The organism is Tepiditoga spiralis (assembly GCF_014701195.1).
Taxonomy (GTDB): domain Bacteria; phylum Thermotogota; class Thermotogae; order Petrotogales; family Petrotogaceae; genus Tepiditoga; species Tepiditoga spiralis.
Genome location: NZ_AP018712.1, coordinates 895,602 through 912,227, shown reverse-complemented (window position 1 = coordinate 912,227; position 16,626 = coordinate 895,602). Strand labels below are relative to the sequence as shown.

12 protein-coding genes, 1 rRNA gene and 1 pseudogene are annotated in these 16,626 nt (G+C 28.7%); 12 read left to right on the top strand and 2 right to left on the bottom strand.

The annotated features are described in order from the left end of the window. The first annotated feature begins 139 nt into the window (after window positions 1-139). Window positions 140-1,389, top strand: a pseudogene (locus tag IGS63_RS04150) (IS256 family transposase). A 239-nt stretch (window positions 1,390-1,628) separates the two neighbouring features. Here the strand turns inward: IGS63_RS04150 and IGS63_RS04145 are convergent. Beyond that, window positions 1,629-3,923, bottom strand: a complete 2,295-nt coding sequence (locus IGS63_RS04145; protein WP_190615740.1) for a WD40 repeat domain-containing protein — start codon at window positions 3,921-3,923, stop codon at window positions 1,629-1,631. 101 nt (window positions 3,924-4,024) lie between these two features. On the opposite strand from IGS63_RS04145, the gene dnaN reads away from it, so the two are divergent. The 10 genes from dnaN (at window position 4,025) to IGS63_RS04095 (ending at window position 13,373) form a co-directional block, all read left to right on the top strand. Beyond that, the gene (gene dnaN / locus IGS63_RS04140) at window positions 4,025-5,143 is read left to right on the top strand and encodes a DNA polymerase III subunit beta (protein ID WP_190615739.1); all 1,119 of its coding nucleotides are present in this window, start codon (window positions 4,025-4,027) and stop codon (window positions 5,141-5,143) included. Window position 5,144: 1 nt separating this feature from the next. Next, window positions 5,145-5,630 (top strand): 2-C-methyl-D-erythritol 2,4-cyclodiphosphate synthase, encoded by a 486-nt coding sequence (gene ispF, locus IGS63_RS04135; protein ID WP_190615738.1) that lies wholly within the window; start codon window positions 5,145-5,147, stop codon window positions 5,628-5,630. Between the two features lie 46 nt (window positions 5,631-5,676). Then, entirely contained in the window at window positions 5,677-6,771 is a 1,095-nt protein-coding gene (gene wecB, locus IGS63_RS04130) for a non-hydrolyzing UDP-N-acetylglucosamine 2-epimerase (protein ID WP_190615737.1), read from the top strand. Between the two features lie 84 nt (window positions 6,772-6,855). Next, window positions 6,856-7,029: a hypothetical protein gene (locus IGS63_RS04125; protein ID WP_190615736.1), complete on the top strand. Its 174-nt coding sequence runs from the start codon at window positions 6,856-6,858 to the stop codon at window positions 7,027-7,029. Window positions 7,030-7,106: 77 nt separating this feature from the next. Continuing rightward, window positions 7,107-7,718 (top strand): CBS domain-containing protein, encoded by a 612-nt coding sequence (locus IGS63_RS04120; protein ID WP_190615735.1) that lies wholly within the window; start codon window positions 7,107-7,109, stop codon window positions 7,716-7,718. Then, on the top strand, window positions 7,715-8,338 hold the full coding sequence (locus IGS63_RS04115; protein WP_190615734.1) for an MBL fold metallo-hydrolase: 624 nt from the start codon (window positions 7,715-7,717) through the stop codon (window positions 8,336-8,338). The genes IGS63_RS04120 and IGS63_RS04115 overlap by 4 nt, the downstream gene beginning before the upstream one ends. Window positions 8,339-8,342: 4 nt before the next feature. Then, window positions 8,343-9,794: a glycogen synthase gene (locus IGS63_RS04110; RefSeq protein WP_190615733.1), complete on the top strand. Its 1,452-nt coding sequence runs from the start codon at window positions 8,343-8,345 to the stop codon at window positions 9,792-9,794. A gap of 5 nt (window positions 9,795-9,799) precedes the next feature. Next, window positions 9,800-10,804: a galactose-1-phosphate uridylyltransferase gene (galT, locus tag IGS63_RS04105; RefSeq protein WP_190615732.1), complete on the top strand. Its 1,005-nt coding sequence runs from the start codon at window positions 9,800-9,802 to the stop codon at window positions 10,802-10,804. Continuing rightward, a complete protein-coding gene (locus IGS63_RS04100; protein WP_190615731.1) occupies window positions 10,801-11,988 on the top strand; it encodes a hypothetical protein in 1,188 nt (395 codons plus the stop codon). The genes galT and IGS63_RS04100 overlap by 4 nt, the downstream gene beginning before the upstream one ends. Before the next feature lie 68 nt (window positions 11,989-12,056). Beyond that, entirely contained in the window at window positions 12,057-13,373 is a 1,317-nt protein-coding gene (locus tag IGS63_RS04095; RefSeq protein WP_190615730.1) for a phosphoglucosamine mutase, read from the top strand. A 43-nt stretch (window positions 13,374-13,416) separates the two neighbouring features. On the opposite strand, the gene IGS63_RS04090 is transcribed toward IGS63_RS04095, so the two are convergent. Next, entirely contained in the window at window positions 13,417-14,802 is a 1,386-nt protein-coding gene (locus IGS63_RS04090; RefSeq protein WP_190615729.1) for a Do family serine endopeptidase, read from the bottom strand. Window positions 14,803-15,097: 295 nt separating this feature from the next. On the opposite strand from IGS63_RS04090, the gene IGS63_RS04085 reads away from it, so the two are divergent. Next, window positions 15,098-16,623, top strand: a 16S ribosomal RNA gene (locus IGS63_RS04085). Window positions 16,624-16,626 lie beyond the last annotated feature (3 nt).

Below are 16,626 nucleotides of genomic sequence, written 5' to 3'. Positions count from 1 at the left end.
CTTTTCTATTTCGTATTTGTTCTGTTTCTCATTTCTAGATAGCATAAAAAATGAGACCATAAAAAATTTTGTGTAAATAAAAAAATGAAAAACCTTCTTCTTGGGATGGTAAAATAAAACCAGGAAGGAGGTTTTTAAAATGGAAAGAAGGAAAAAAGAAGAAAAAGAAGAAAGCAACATTGAAAAATTAGCAAGATTAATAGCAAGGGATCCAGAGGTAAACACAATAAAAGATGTATATGAAAAGATAAAAGAATTAGTGGGACCGTTAATACAAGGGATGTTAGAAGCAGAATTAGAAGATGAATTAGGTTATGGGAAATACGATAAAGAAAACAAGAAAACAGATAATTCTAGAAATGGGTACAGTTCAAAAAGAGTAAGAACAAGTGTTGGAGAAATGGAATTAAAAATACCTAGAGATAGAAAAGGTGAATATGAGCCATAGTACCAAAGTATAAAAAAGATATCTCAGATATTGAAGGTAGAATAATAGGTATGTACGGTTTAGGATTAAGCACAAAAGATATAGTAAAGAACGTAGAGGACATATATGGTGTAGAATTATCAGCGGAAATGATAAGTAAAATAACTAATAAAATATTACCTGAAATTAGAGAATGGCAAAGCAGACCTTTAGAAGAAATATATACTTTTATGTTTATGGATGGAATAGTGTTTAAAGTAAAAGATGATGGAGAAATAATAAAAAAGACTGCATATGTTGTACTTGGTGTAAATATAGATGGATTTAAAGATGTACTTGGTATATATATAGGTGAAATAGAATCATCAAAATTTTGGTTAAGAGTATTAAATGATTTAAAAAATAGAGGAATAAAAGATATATTAATAGCTTCTGTAGATGGATTAACAGGTTTCCCACAAGCAATAAAAACTGCTTTCCCAGATACTATAGTACAAAGATGTATAATACATCAAATAAGAAATACATTAAAATATGTTAGTTACAAAGATAGAAAAGAACTTGTTAATGATTTAAAAAAAGTATATAAAGCACCAAATAAAGATATTGCCTATTCAAACTTACAAGATTTGAAAGAAAACAAATGGACTAAATACAAATTAGCATTAGAAAGTTGGGAAAAACATTGGGAAACAATATCTCCTTATTTCGATTATGGCGATGATGTAAGAAAAATAATGTACACAACAAATGTAATAGAATCATTAAATAGGCAATATAGAAAAGCAACAAAAAATAAAACATCATTTCCAAATGACGATGCATTATTGAAAATGCTTTATTTAGCAACAATAAATGCAACAAAAAGATGGACAGCTCGTTATAGAAATTGGAGCAATGTCCTAAACGAATTATCCATCTTTTTTAATGAAAGAATTACAAAATATATCTATAATTCCTAACATAAATATACTTTGTAACATAACAAAAAATACCTATAACACACAAAAATGAATATTAAATATTATAATGCTATACCTTGCAATAAAAAGTTGCAAAAGGCTATTTATTACAAAAAATTATACTAAAAACTTCTAAAATTTACTCTTAAAGCATATTTCTTTATAGTCGATAATTCTTATGGAAATACTTTAAAAATAATAACTAATTTTATTTATTTTTACCTTCCAAGAAGAGCCGTTTACACAAAATTTTTTATGCTACCGGTAAGGACTCCAATAATCTTTCCACTATCATTTCTTATGTATACATCCTTTGATATAACTTTTAATTTTATATTTTTAAAGGATAAATGAACATTTTTTTCTGTTTTATTTCCATTATCATCGAAAACCATTATATTTAATATATCAGATGTTAGATTTTCTATGTTTATTGTGTAGTTTAACTTATAAGACTTTTTATTTATTATGAAAGTATCATTTCCTATTTGAGCTTTTTTTACTAGATTATTATCAGAAAAAGATATTAATAAAGATGAATTATTTTTTTCAACAATAAAATCAGATAATACATTTAATTGAGGTGGTTCTACTTCTTTTAAATTTAGTTTATTTATTCTTTTAAAGTAAAAAACATCAAATAATGATAGAGGATTATTTTTATAAAAATAAAATTTTTCATTTTTTTCTGGAATATTTGTAGTATATTCTCCGTCGTTTTTATAAGTTATAAAACTTCCATCTGCATAAACTAATATATTTGCAATATTTTCTTTTGTATCAATATTCCATAATCTCATTAAATTAGAGTTTTCAGATGAAATTATATATTTTCCACCATTACTCCAATCTATATCTTTTACAGGTTGTTCATTATTTAAATTTAACACATTTACTTTTTCTCCAGTAAAAGAGTTCCAAATATAAATATTAGAATTTTCAGAGGATGTTGCAATTAATCTATCGTCTGGGCTCCATTTAATGTCATTTATAGAGCCTGCTGAAATTCCAGTTTTTATTATGATTGTTTTAAATAGTGGATCCCATTCTTCTAAAACTCCTTCAAAACCTCCTACAGCTATAAAGTTTTTAGTGTTTGCCCAATCTATAGACCAAATATTAAAGTTAAAATCATTAATTCTTTTTGTTGTAGTTATATTAGGAAAATCTGATATACTAACTGTTCTATCATAAGCAGTTGCTGCAACAAAATCTCCATCTTTATTAAAGGAAATATCTTTTATCATTTTTTGATGCAGTTTAACAGTTTTAAAAGTATTTTTGTCTATATTATATATGTATCCAGTTCCATCTATACTACCGGCAACAGCATATAAACTATTTGGATTTATTTTTACAACGGTTAATTTAGAATTAGAGAGTTTTTTACTTTTTAAAAGAACTCCATCCAAAGAATAAAAATATATATAACTGTTGTCTACAGTTGTTATATATTTATTGTTGATATCAAAATAATTAAATGGTTTTAAAGATAAAAACTTTTCCATTATACCAGTTTCAATATTTATTTCACCAATATTAGAGTTAGAGTCTGAATAAATTATTTTATTTTTTTTCCAAATAACTCTTTTTATTAGAACTCCAAGGTTTTTATAAAAAAGTTCTCTGATTCCATATGGAAAGTTTATTTTGTATATATCTTTCCCATCGGTTACATAGATGTACTGCCATTCAGATGACCATGAAGCATCTTTTATTTTAAATCCAAGATTATCAACAGTTAATCTATTAATTATTATAAATGATTTTGAGCTATATATCATAACATCGTTATTAGAAAAAAGAATTGCATAGTAATTTTTATCAGGAGATAAGAATATTTTTTCTATGTTTAAGTTTAAATTTCTTTTGTTTATTAAATTTAAATTTTTATCATAAATAAAGATATAGCCATTTGTTAGAAAAACATGGATTTCATTATCTACATAAAAAATATTTTTTATGTATCCATTTATTTTTATTTTTTTATATTCATTATTTGAAATATTTATTTTGTACAATGTTTCGTAAGAATCACCAACTATTATATTATTTTCATCTATAAATTTTACAGAATAAGGTATTCCAATAGTTTTAAATGAAAATATTTTTTTTCTATCTTTTATATTATATACATATATTGATTTATCTAAAGAAGAAAAAAGTAGATTTTTATTATTAATATTTAAAGAAATTATTGGTTGTGAAGTTAAAGAAATATCAAAGTTAAAAGTGCTATCTTTTATATTAAAGATATTAATAGTTCCATTTATATTTCCAGAAAATAAATATTTTTCATCGCTACTCCAAGCTAATACATTTGGTTTTCCAGATGTTTCTAAATAATTTTTTAATGATTTTGAAAAGTCATAAACTTTTAAATATTTATTTTCATTCATTATAGTAAAATAAGAATCAAAGGGGCTAATAACAACTCCTTTTATATTAGATGTTTCATATGAACTTATTATGGTATCTGTAGAAAAAAATAAGGTAATGGTTATTAAAAAGAATAATAAAAATAGTTTTTTCATAAACTCACCATAAATATTATACCATATATTTGTTTTTTAAAGATATTTGATGTAAAATAGTAATGAATTAAATAAAATTATAAGAGAAGGAGGTTTTTAATATGACCTTTGAAATAGAAAAAAAGCTTTTGAGTGATGCTCTTGAAATGGCTTCTAATGCTGTTGCTAAGAAAACAACAAATCCTATACTTTCTGGAATAAAAATTGAAGCTGAGGGAGAAAATATTCATTTTTATGCAACTGATTTGCAAACAGGTTTTCACAAAATTTTAAAAGTAAAAAATGCTTTAGAAGAAGTTTCTTCGTTTGTTGTAGATCAAAAAATATTTAGTGAAATAATAAAAACATTGCCTGGTGGAGTTATAAAATTAACTTATGATAATGGTGTATTAATTGTAGAATCAGGATATTCAAACTTTAAATTACCAACAATGGATGGAAAAGATTTTCCAGATGTAATACCAAATGTTGTTGGAAATGTTCTTACTTTAAAAAGAATAGAAATATTGAAAATGATAGAAAAAGTAATATTTTGTGCTATAAAAGATAGTGATCCATTATCTAGAAATTTAAATGGTCTTTATTGGGACTTTAGAGATGGAGGATACTTAAATCTTGTTGCATCTGATGGATATAGATTAGCTTTGTCTGAAACGCATTTAGAAGAAGAAAATCTTCCAACTTCATTTTTATTATCTTTGAAGAGTATGGAAGAGTTAAAATCTGTTTTAGCTAACTCAAAATCGGAAGAGTTTAAATTAAATTTTGATGGTTCAAGAACTATGTTTAGTTTTGAAGAAGAAAATATAGAATTAGTTTTAAATGTTGTTGATGCTAAGTATCCTAATTATCCAGAATTTATACCTCAAGCATTTAAAACTAAAATGACAATATCAACAAATGAATTTTTGAATACTATAAAAAGAGTTTCTATTGCTGCTGGAAAAACTGAACAAATAAGAATAAATATTGAAGATGTAAATATAACTTTAATGGCAAATTCTCCAGATGTTGGAGAAGCTAAGGAAGTTATTGAGGTTCAAAAAGAAGGTGAAGATATGCTTATAGCATATTCTCCAAGATATTTAAGAGAAGCTATAGAAAAGCTTGAAACTTCAGAGTTTGAATTTAATATTTCAGGTGATGTTAATCCTACTATTTTAAAACCAATAGAAGATAACAGTTACATGTATCTTGTAATGCCAACAAGGTGGTCTTAAGTTGTTAAAAGTAGGCTTTGGATACGATGTTCATCCACTTATTGAAAATAGAAAATTAATTTTGGGTGGAGTTGAAATAGAAAATAAAAAAGGATTAGATGGCCATTCTGATGGTGATGTTTTTTTTCATGCTGTTATAGATGGATTATTAGGATTATGTGGGATGGGTTCTATTGGAGAACTATTTCCTGAAACGCAAGAATTTAAAGATGCTAACAGTTATGAACTTTTAAAAAAAACATATAATGAAATAAATAAAAAATTTAATTTAAAAATAAATAATATTGACTCTACAATAGTTTCTAAAAGTGCAAGAATATCAAATGTAAAAGAAAAAATAAAAGAAAATACTTCAAAAGCTTTGAATATAAGTATAAATCAAATAAATGTAAAGGGTAAGAGTGGAAATACCCTTGGTGTTGCTGGAAAAGATGAAGGAATAGAAGTTTATTGTATAATTCTTGCAAATGTTGATGAGATAAAATAAAGCACTATAACTTAGTTATAGTGCTTTTTTAAAGGTTGGTGAATTTATGAAAATAGCATTGATATTTGGAACAAGACCAGAAGCAATAAAAATGGCACCAGTGTATCTAAAGATGAAAGAACTTGGAATGGATGTGAAAATAATTGCAACTGCACAACATAGAGAAATGCTCGATCAAGTTTTTGAAATATTTAAAATAAAACCAGATTATGATTTAAATATAATGAAACCAAATCAACAATTATCAGAATTGACTTCAAGATTAATAGTTTCGATAGATAAAATATTAAAAAAAGAAAAGTTTGATTATATTTTAGTTCATGGAGATACTACAAGTACTATGGCTGGTAGTATAGCAGGATTTTATAATAAAATAAAAGTTTGTCATGTTGAAGCTGGTTTAAGAACTAATAATATTTATAACCCTTATCCAGAAGAAATGAATAGAAGAATAACTGGAACAATTGCAACTTATCATTTTGCTCCAACAAAAAGAGCTAAAAAAAATCTCTTAAATGAAGGTATAAATGAAAAAAATATAATTATTACTGGTAATACAGTTATAGATTCTTTATTATGGGTAGAAAAAAATAAAAAAGATGAAATAGAAAAAATAAAAGAAAAATATGGTTTAAAAGGGAAAAAATATATTTTAATGACTATGCATAGAAGAGAAAATTGGGGAGATCCAATGAAAAACACTTTAAAGGCCGTAAAAAAATATCTTAAAGAAAATTCAGATATGAATTTAGTATTTCCTGTTCATTTAAATCCAATGGTTAGAAAAGTTGTAAATGAAGAATTGAAAGAATTAAAAAATGTAATACTTATAGATCCTGTTGAATATTTAGAATTTATAAGTTTAATGGATGGATGTCATTATATAATGACAGATAGTGGAGGAATTCAAGAAGAAGCTCCTTCTTTGGGAAAACCAACGGTTGTTTTAAGAAAAACTACGGAAAGACCAGAAGCTTTAGAATCTGGAACTGCTTTATTAGCTGGTACAGATTTTAATGATGTTTATAATACTATGAAACAACTTGAAGGGGAACTTTATGAAAAAATGTCAAATACTTCAAATCCTTTTGGGAATGGAAAAGCTTCAAAAATAATATGTGATTTTTTAAATTCTTTATAAATAAGTATATTTGAAGAAAAACTTTAATATAAGTTGAAATTTATATTTTTTTATGGTAAAATAAAATAAACAGGGGGTGATTTTATGGAAAAAGAAATGAGTAGGGAAGATTTATTAAAAAGAAAAAAAATTTTAGAATTGGAAAAGGCTTCTGTTGCAAAGTATATGGGACCTGATGAACATGATAAATCACTAGAAGAAGAGTGGGAAAAAATAAATAAAGAATTAGCTGAAATAGAAAAAAAATTAGCAGAATAAAATAAAAAGGGCTTTGCCCTTTTTATTTTTTTGATGTATAATTTATTAAAGAAGAAAAATAATGGAGGTATATAAACATGTATGTAAATAATTGGTATAGCTCTCGGTATAAATATGTTTATTTTAATAATAGTATAAAAACAGTTATTGAATTAATGGAAAAAACAAAAGAAGTAATTATTATTTTGAGAGAAGATAATACCATTTATAATATGATAAATATTGATGATTATAAATTTTTAATTGAAAAAGATGAAAAAACAAAATTATATGAAGTTTATGATCCTGTTGAATTTTTTTTGTATGGCGATGATATGGTTGAAGATGCAGTTCATTTGATGTTAGAAAATGAAATAAGGGTTTTACCAGTTGTGGATACTGAAATGTATCCAATGGGTATTTTTGGTTTTTTTGAAGTTTTAAGGGCATTTAAGGGGATTTTGGGTATGGATGAAATGGGAACTAAAATAATGCTCATATTAGATGATACACCAGGAAAATTGGAGTATATTTTAAATGTGCTTTCAAAAGAAAATATTAATATATTATCTCTTTTAACAAATAAAATAGATGATAAAAAAAGGCTTATAACTATAAAGTTAAATATAAAAAACGTAAACTTAGTATCAGATATTTTAGATGATGCAAAGATTGATTATGAAACTATATTTGAGGAGGGTTTGGAGTGAAAATAGATATATTGGTTAATGGAGGAAATGTTTGGATTCCTGGAAGTGTTCAATCATCTTTTTCTACAATAGCACTTCTTGAATTTGAAAATAAAAAGATACTTTTAGAACCAGGATACCTACCTTCAATTATGTTTTTAGAAGAAGAAATGAACAAAAGAAATTTAAGACCAGATGATATAACAGATTTAATAATTTCTCATGTTCATTTAGATCATGGATACAATAGCATATTTTTTAAAAAATCATTAGTACACGTTCATGAAAGTTACTCAAAAAAAGATTATAAAAAATTTGGAATAATAATGGGTCAAGCATATGATCAAATGGTTAAAAGTTGGGAAGGAAGAGTTAAAACTTTTAAAGATGGAGATTTAATTTTAGGAAAGATAAAGGTGTTACATACACCATATCATTCTAAAGATCATGTTTCATTTATATTTGATACAGAAAATATGGGAAAAGTATTTTTCCCAGGAGATATTTGTATGAATAGAATAGAGCTCTATGATATTATTAGAAATTTGAGAACAGACAAAGTGGCAGATATAATGAAAGAAAATATATCAAATGTTGATTGGATTTTATTTACCCACGACAAACCTTATAAAGTGAGGTGAAAAGATGAAAGTAGGTTATGTATCATATGAAGTTGCACCATTTGCAAAGGTTGGAGGACTTGCCGATGTTGCAGGCGCTTTACCTAAGTATCTTGAAAAAATTGGAGAAGACGTTTATGTGATAATGCCGTTTCATAGTATTATAGAAAAAAAGTTTGATACGAGTAAGTTTACTTTAGAAAAAGAAGAAATGTATCCAAATAGTCATAGCTATAATAAACCATTTTCTTTATACAGTTATTTTCTGCCTAATTCAAATGTAAAAATTTATTTTATTAAAAATTCAGATATATTTGGAAAAGATGTTTATGAAAAGGAAGATGAAAGATTAGCACTTCAAAGTTCTTACTTTAGTGATGGTGTTTTATCTGTTGTAAAAGAATTTGAAAAAGATACAGAAGTTTTGAATATAAATGATTGGCAAACTGCCATAATATCGGTATATTTAAAGATTAATTATTTTGAAGATTCAATTCTTGGTAAAATCTCAACTGTACTAACAATACATAATTTAGGTTATCAAGGAATATTTCCACCAGAAATGTTAGAAATAATTGGATTGCCAACTTATCTATACAATGTTGATGCACTTGAATTCTATGGTAACATTAATTATCTAAAAGGTGGAATACTATTTGCAGATATTATTAATACCGTTAGTAAAACGTATTCTGAAGAAATTCAAACAGCAGAATATGGTTATAAATTAGATGGAGTATTAAGAATAAGATCAGATAAATTATATGGAATAATTAATGGTATAGATTATGAAAAATACAATCCATTAAATGAAAAAAATATATTCTCTAAAATAAATGATTATTCTGGAAAAATAAAAAATAAATTATCATTACAAAAGTTATTAAAATTACCTCAAAAAGAAGATGTACCAATAATTTCTTTAATAAGTAGATTAGTAGATCAAAAAGGATTAGATTTAGTAAAAGAAGTATCAAATTATCTTCTTCTGTATGATGTACAGTTAGTTATTTTGGGAACTGGTCAAGAAGGATATGAAAATTATTTCAAAAAATTACAAGAAAAGTATCCTAATAAAGTTTCAGCAAACATAATGTTTGATGAGGATTTAGCTTTTAAAATATATGCTGGTTCAGATATGTTTTTAATGCCTTCTAAGTATGAACCTTGTGGATTAGGGCAAATGTATGCCATGAGATATGGAACAGTACCAATTGTAAGATATACAGGAGGGCTTTCTGATACAGTTAGAGAATACTATAATCCAAATTCAGGAACTGGATTTGGATTTTATGAATATGAACCCTGTAAAATGCTAATGGCAGTTTCAAAAGCATTATATCAATATAAAATAAAAAAAGATAATTGGATTAAATTATTTGAAAATATTATGAAACAAGATTTTTCTTATGAAAATACGGCAAAACAATATAAGGAATTGTACAAAATGGCGTCATCAAATAAAAATAGGTGGTGACCAATTTGAGTGAACTTAGAAAAGATCCAATAACAAGAAGATGGGTTATTATATCTACAGAACGTGCTGGAAGACCAAATAATTATATAAAATCAGAAGAAGTAATAGAAAATTTTTGTCCATTTGATTATGGAAATGAAAATACAACACCATCGGAAATTTTATCTTTTAGAAGACCTAATACTAGACCAAATACTTCAGGATGGTGGGTAAGAGTTGTGCCAAATAAATTTCCAGCACTTTATAAAGATGCTGAATTAAAAAAAAGTGGACATGGTATGTATGATAAAATAACAGGATTTGGATATCATGAGGTTATTATAGAAACGCCAGAACACAATACAAGTTTTTCAAAAATGTCTGATAAACAAATAAATGAAGTTATTTGGGCATATTTAAAAAGATTTGTAGAAATTAAAAAGGATAAAAAGGTTAAGTATATACAAATTTTTAAAAACCATGGAAAAGAAGCTGGTGCATCACTTGTTCATCCGCATTCTCAAATAATAGCAACACCAATAGTTCCATATAATATTTTAGAAGAATTAAATGGAGCAGAAAATTATTATAAGTTCAAAGATAGGTGTATTTATTGCGATATAATAGAACAAGAAATTATGGAAAAAGATAGGGTTATACAAAAAACAGAAAATTTTATAGCTTTTGAACCTTATGCTGCTAGGTTTCCATATGAAACATGGATACTTCCATTAAAACATGACAGTAATTTTGAGAGTATAGAAAGAGATCCTAATATTATCTTTGAACTTTCAAGCATTTTGCATACTGTATTTAAAAAATTTGATAAAACACTGGGGAACCCACCTTTTAATATGGTTGTTCATACAGCACCATTTATTGAAGGAATTGAAAAAATATTTCATTGGCACATAGAAATAATACCAAGATTAACAAATTTAGCTGGATTTGAATGGGGAACAGGCTTTTATATAAACTCTGTATTACCTGAAAAAGCAGCTGAAGATTTAAGAAGGGAGGAAATTTTATGAAAAAAGTATTAGTTTTAATAACTTCTATACTATTAGCAGCATACATTTTTGGAGCAGGGTTTACAATTAAACCATTATTTTACACCTATGGAGAAGGTAGCGATAAAAAATTAGTTTATTCTATAACTCCTGTTTTAGATTTAGATGTATTTAAAGTTGGAATAGGATTAAATGCATATCAAAAAGATATAGGTGGAACATTTTATTATGGTTCTCCAACATCTGAAAGTACAGATTTTATAAATGGTCTTTCATTAAACTTTCTTGAAGTGGATTTTGATCCATTTGGTGCAAGATATGGTTATATGGGAAAATATACATTTGGATTAGGTACTATGATGTACGGATATACAAATAAGTTAGAAAGAGCATTTGATGTTAGAATTGGAAGTAAGAAATCAATAAATTTAAGAGGACATATTCCATTTGAAATAAACACTTGGACACCAAACTTTGAATTAAAACAAAGTTCATCATTGTATTTTTCAACTATAAACTATGGAGCACTTTCTTTGTTTGCAGCAAAAAATATGGGAGAAAACTTAACACACAATGATACAGTTTTAGGCGGAGGAGCATATATAAATATTTTAGGAATGAACTTAGGTGGAGAAGGTGGAATAATCACAACATCTTCACCATCCACAGAAACATTTGGATATATGGCGGGTATAGGTGGAAGTTTAGATTTAGGAATTATTAGATTTAGAGCATTGCCTATATTGTATATGAGTAAATCAACATTACTTGGTTATATAGACAAAGATTATGAAAATGGAAACAATTATACAAAACTTTTAAATCAAAATAAAACAAGATTCGGTGGAATATATGAATTGAATATAAAATATACAAATATATTAACTGCAAATGCAAGGTATAATTATGATATAAATGGTATGTTAGAAAGTTTTTCAAATCAAAGAATATATGCTTGGTTGAATGTAAAAAGCCCATTTGAAGGATATCCATTTTTACTTACTGGATACTATAATAGAAATATGAATGACAATGAGTGGTTAAACAATGTAATAGAAAAACCATTTGATGCAAAAACAGATATGGAGTATTCTATTTCATATGAAATGGCAGATGGATTATACATATCATATGTTACATTTTATGACAATACAGAAGATAACTTTAAAAATAGAGTTGATATAACAACATCTGTAGAGTTTTAAAAATAAAAATAAGAAAAAATTGGGCAGACTTATAGTCTGCCCAATATGTTGTAAGGAGGAAACGGATTTTGAAAAGATTATTTGGAACAGATGGAATAAGAGGTATAGTAAATGAAGAATTAACAATAGAAGTTGGAGTAAGATTGGCAAACTCGCTTGCAAAAATATATGCTGGAAGATATGAGACATTATTAGTTGCAAGTGATACAAGAAATTCTGCAGAAATGTTTGAATATGCAATAGCAACAGGTGCAATATCTGCGGGAATGAATGTTGAAATATGTGGTGTAATTCCAACACCAGCATTAGCACACTTAACAAAAGAAAAAAAAGCAATAGGAATAATGATATCAGCATCTCATAATCCATCTATATACAATGGATTAAAAGTATTTTGTGAAGGATTTAAAATACCAGATGAACTTGAAGTAGACTTAGAAAATTTAATATTATCAAAAGAAATGGATTATTCACCATATGGTGAAATAGGAAAAGTAAAAAGAAGTAAATTAAAAAATAAATATATTGATTATATAGTAGATATATTTAAGGGATTAAAAACAAAGTATAAAATAGCAATAGATGTGGGAAATGGAGCATCAGGAACAGTTGTTGAAAGTATATTTGATAAACTTGAAATAAAGTATGATATATATAACAATACACCAGATGGATTTAATATAAATGAAAAATGTGGTTCAACTGTTCCAGAAACACTTTCAAATATAGTAAAAAATGATGGATATGATTTGGGAATTTTATTTGATGGAGATGCAGATAGGTGTTTGTTCATTAATAAAAACGGAAATTTAATAGATGGAGATAAATTAATAGCTATAAATTCATTTAAACAAAAAGAACAAAATAGATTAAAAAATGATACAGTAGTTACTACGGTTATGAGTAATTTAGGATTTGAAGAATACTTAAAAAAACATGGTATAAAGTTATTAAGAACTCAAGTTGGAGATAAATATGTACTTGAAAAAATGTTAGAATTTGGAGCAAATATTGGTGGAGAACAATCAGGACATATAATATTTTTAGATAGATCAACAACAGGAGATGGAATAATAACAGCACTTGAAACACTTCACACATTATCTTATTTTGATAAATCAATAGAAGAATTAACTTCTGAAATATCAGATTATCCACAACTTTTAAAAAATGTTTCAGTTAAAGATAAAAAATCTATAATGTTAGATGAAAGAATAATAAAAAAAATAAAAAAGTATGAAAACATAGAAGACTTTAGAGTTTTAATAAGACCATCAGGTACAGAACACAAAATAAGAGTAATGACGGAAGGAAAAGATCAAAAGCTAGTTAATGATGTAGTTGATGAATTTGTTGAATTAATTGAAAGAATAGATAGAGAATAAAAAAAATGCAGAAACATTTGTTTCTGCATTTTTTTTATTAAAATTATTCGCCTCTGTAATAGAAGCTTACAGTTACACTATAATTATTTCTTCTAACCATAAAAGCAACATAACTATTTTTCTTTAAATTAGAAAAAATCTTATTCCAATCTGAAACATTTTTTATTTGATACTCTCTACCATTTAAAGCAGCTTCATAAATAACATCATCTTTTTTAATACCAAGTTGAGCAGCATAACCTTTATTTACTTCTTCAACTATTACACCATGAAAATCTTTTGGTAATCTCAAAGCACTTAAATCGTCTGAAGTTAAGTTTCTAACGCTCATTCCAAAGTATTCTTTTTTTGCTGTAGCAACTACACTACTTCTTTTTCCAAGAGGTATTTCAAGTTTTATTTCTTTACCTTTTCTATTTAAAGTAACAGTAACTGTTGTTCCAGCTGGAAATGTTTTTATTATAGAAGCTAATTCTTCTGCAGAATCTGTTTTAAAATTATTAATTTTAATTATAACATCACCTTTTTTAATACCATTTTTATCTGCAGGTGAATCTTTTTCAACGGAGCTAACATAAGCACCTTTATCTACTTTAAGACCAAGTGCATTTTTAAGGTTTTCTGTAACCGGTTGCATATAAACTCCTAAATAAGCTTTTTCAATTTTTCCACCATTTATTATAGAATCTGCAAATCTTTTTGCCATATTTATAGGAATTGCAAAACCCAAATTAACAAAACCAGATTGAGGATTTACTATTACTGTATTTATACCCATAACTTGAGCATGAATATTCAAAAGAGGCCCTCCACTATTTCCAGGATTTATAGCTGCATCAGTTTGAATTAAGTTTATATAATATCCATTACCATCGGGTTTTTCTATTTTTCTATTTAATGCACTAACAACACCAACAGTAACGGTATTTTTAAAACCAAGTGGATTACCAATTGCAATAGCCCAAGAACCTATTTCTATATTATCTGAATCGGCTATTTCTAAAACAGGTAAATTATCTTTATTATCTATTTTTATAACAGCTATATCTAAATCATTATCTCCACCAATATACTTTGCTTTATATTTTTTACCATTAACACTTGTTACAGTTATTTTGTCAGATCCGCCAACAACATGATAATTAGTTAATATGTATCCATCTTTATTAAATAAAAATCCGGTACCAAGACTTGTATACTCTTGTTCTTGTTGATAACCTGGAATTTCTCCTCCAAAAAATCTTTTAAAAAAATCATCAAATTGGGGATTCGTTGCAACAGTTCTTTTACCAGAAGCTTCTATGTTAACAACAGCAGGAGCTGCTTCTTTAACAACATTAACAACAGGACTTTCATAATTAGGATTTACAAATGCAAATAAATTTAAAGAAAGAATAACAACAGTTGTTAATAAAAGAAGTTTTTTCATAAATATCACCTCCATTAAATTTTTTCACTAAAATTATACTCTATTTATACTTAAAAAAAACTTAAAAAAACAAAAACACACGAACAAGTGGAAAAGGGTAAGATAAAAAAAACAAAAAAGTAAAAGAAAAGCAATTGACAAAAGAAGGAGAAAGTGATAGAATGATTGAGTCGCTGAGGGAAAAGCAAGCGAAGGAGAAAGAAGCTCATTGAAAAATGGATAGAGGTAGTAAAATAAAACTTTTCGAAAGAAAAGGACGCTAGTAAGAAAGAACTAGAGTGAGAATCAAACCATTCGAATGGAGGGTTTGATCCTGGCTCAGGGTGAACGCTGGCGGCACGCCTAACACATGCAAGTCGAACGAAGAAATCCACTTCGGTGGAGAGTATTAGTGGCGAACGGGTGAGTAACGCGTAGGAATCAACCCTTTGGACTGGGATAGCTATGGGAAACTGTAGGTAAAACCGGATAAGCTCGAGAGAGGAAAGGAAGAGAAGCGCCAAAGGACGAGCCTGCGTCCCATCAGGTAGTTGGTGAAGTAAAAGATCACCAAGCCGACGACGGGTAGCCGGTGTGAGAGCACGAACGGCCACAAGGGAACTGAGAGACGGACCCTACTCCTACGGGAGGCAGCAGTGGGGAATTTTGGACAATGGACGGAAGTCTGATCCAGCGATGCCGCGTGAAGGAAGAAGTCCTTCGGGATGTAAACTTCTGAATTTACAGAATATAAAGTACTGGGGACAGTACAAGGAAGGTATGTAAAGAAAAGCCCCGGCTAACTACGTGCCAGCAGCCGCGGTAAGACGTAGGGGGCGAGCGTTGCCCGGAATCACTGGGCGTAAAGGGAACGTAGGCGGTTATGTAAGTCAGGTGTGAAATGTCACTGCTCAACGGTGGAACAGCGCTTGAAACTGTATAACTTGAGGATACTAGAGGAAGACGGAATTACCAGAGTAGGGGTGAAATCCGTAGATATTGGTAAGAAGGCCAGTGGAGAAGTCGGTTTTCTGGAGTAATCCTGACGCTGAGGTTCGAAAGCTAGGGGAGCGAACCGGATTAGATACCCGGGTAGTCCTAGCCGTAAACGATGTTCACTAGGTGTGGGATGTCAAAGTTCCGTGCTGAAGCAAACGCGATAAGTGAACCGCCTGGGGAGTACGTCCGCAAGGATGAAACTCAAAGGAATTGACGGGGACCCGCACAAGCGGTGGAGCATGTGGTTTAATTCGAAGCTAACCGAAGAACCTTACCAGGAATTGACATGGAGATAAGGTAGTAGAGATACTACTAACTTTCGCAAGAAAGGAGTCTCACACAGGTGGTGCACGGCCGTCGTCAGCTCGTGCCGTGAGGTGTTGGGTTAAGTCCCGCAACGAGCGCAACCCCTGCCATTAGTTGCCAGCATGTAGAGATGGGCTACTCTAATGGGACAGCCGTCGACGAGACGGAGGAAGGAGGGGATGACGTCAGGTAAGCGTGCCCCTTATGTTCTGGGCGACACACGTGCTACAATGGTACGGACAGAGGGAAGCGAAGCTGAGAAGTGGAGCAAATCTCACAAACTGTACCTCAATTCGGATTGCAGGCTGAAACCCGCCTGCATGAAACCGGAATCGCTAGTAATCGCAGGTCAGCCAAACTGCGGTGAATACGTTCTCGGGTCTTGTACACACCGCCCGTCACGCCACCCGAGTTGGAAACGCCCGAAGATGGATGCTGTAACCGCAAGGAACGGATGCATCGAGGGTGGAGCTAGTGAGGGGGGCGAAGTCGTAACAAGGTAGGTGTACCGGAAGGTGCGCCTGGATCACCTCCTTTCTA

What these genes read in the sequence shown, in the direction of transcription:
- IGS63_RS04125 (WP_190615736.1), top strand. Translation starts at nt 6,856, where the DNA reads ATGGAAAAAGAAATGAGTAGGGAAGATTTATTAAAAAGAAAAAAAATT.
- IGS63_RS04110 (WP_190615733.1), top strand. Translation starts at nt 8,343, where the DNA reads ATGAAAGTAGGTTATGTATCATATGAAGTTGCACCATTTGCAAAGGTT.
- IGS63_RS04145 (WP_190615740.1), bottom strand. Translation starts at nt 3,923, where the DNA reads ATGAAAAAACTATTTTTATTATTCTTTTTAATAACCATTACCTTATTT.
- IGS63_RS04090 (WP_190615729.1), bottom strand. Translation starts at nt 14,802, where the DNA reads ATGAAAAAACTTCTTTTATTAACAACTGTTGTTATTCTTTCTTTAAAT.
- IGS63_RS04120 (WP_190615735.1), top strand. Translation starts at nt 7,107, where the DNA reads ATGTATGTAAATAATTGGTATAGCTCTCGGTATAAATATGTTTATTTT.
- wecB (WP_190615737.1), top strand. Translation starts at nt 5,677, where the DNA reads ATGAAAATAGCATTGATATTTGGAACAAGACCAGAAGCAATAAAAATG.
- IGS63_RS04100 (WP_190615731.1), top strand. Translation starts at nt 10,801, where the DNA reads ATGAAAAAAGTATTAGTTTTAATAACTTCTATACTATTAGCAGCATAC.
- dnaN (WP_190615739.1), top strand. Translation starts at nt 4,025, where the DNA reads ATGACCTTTGAAATAGAAAAAAAGCTTTTGAGTGATGCTCTTGAAATG.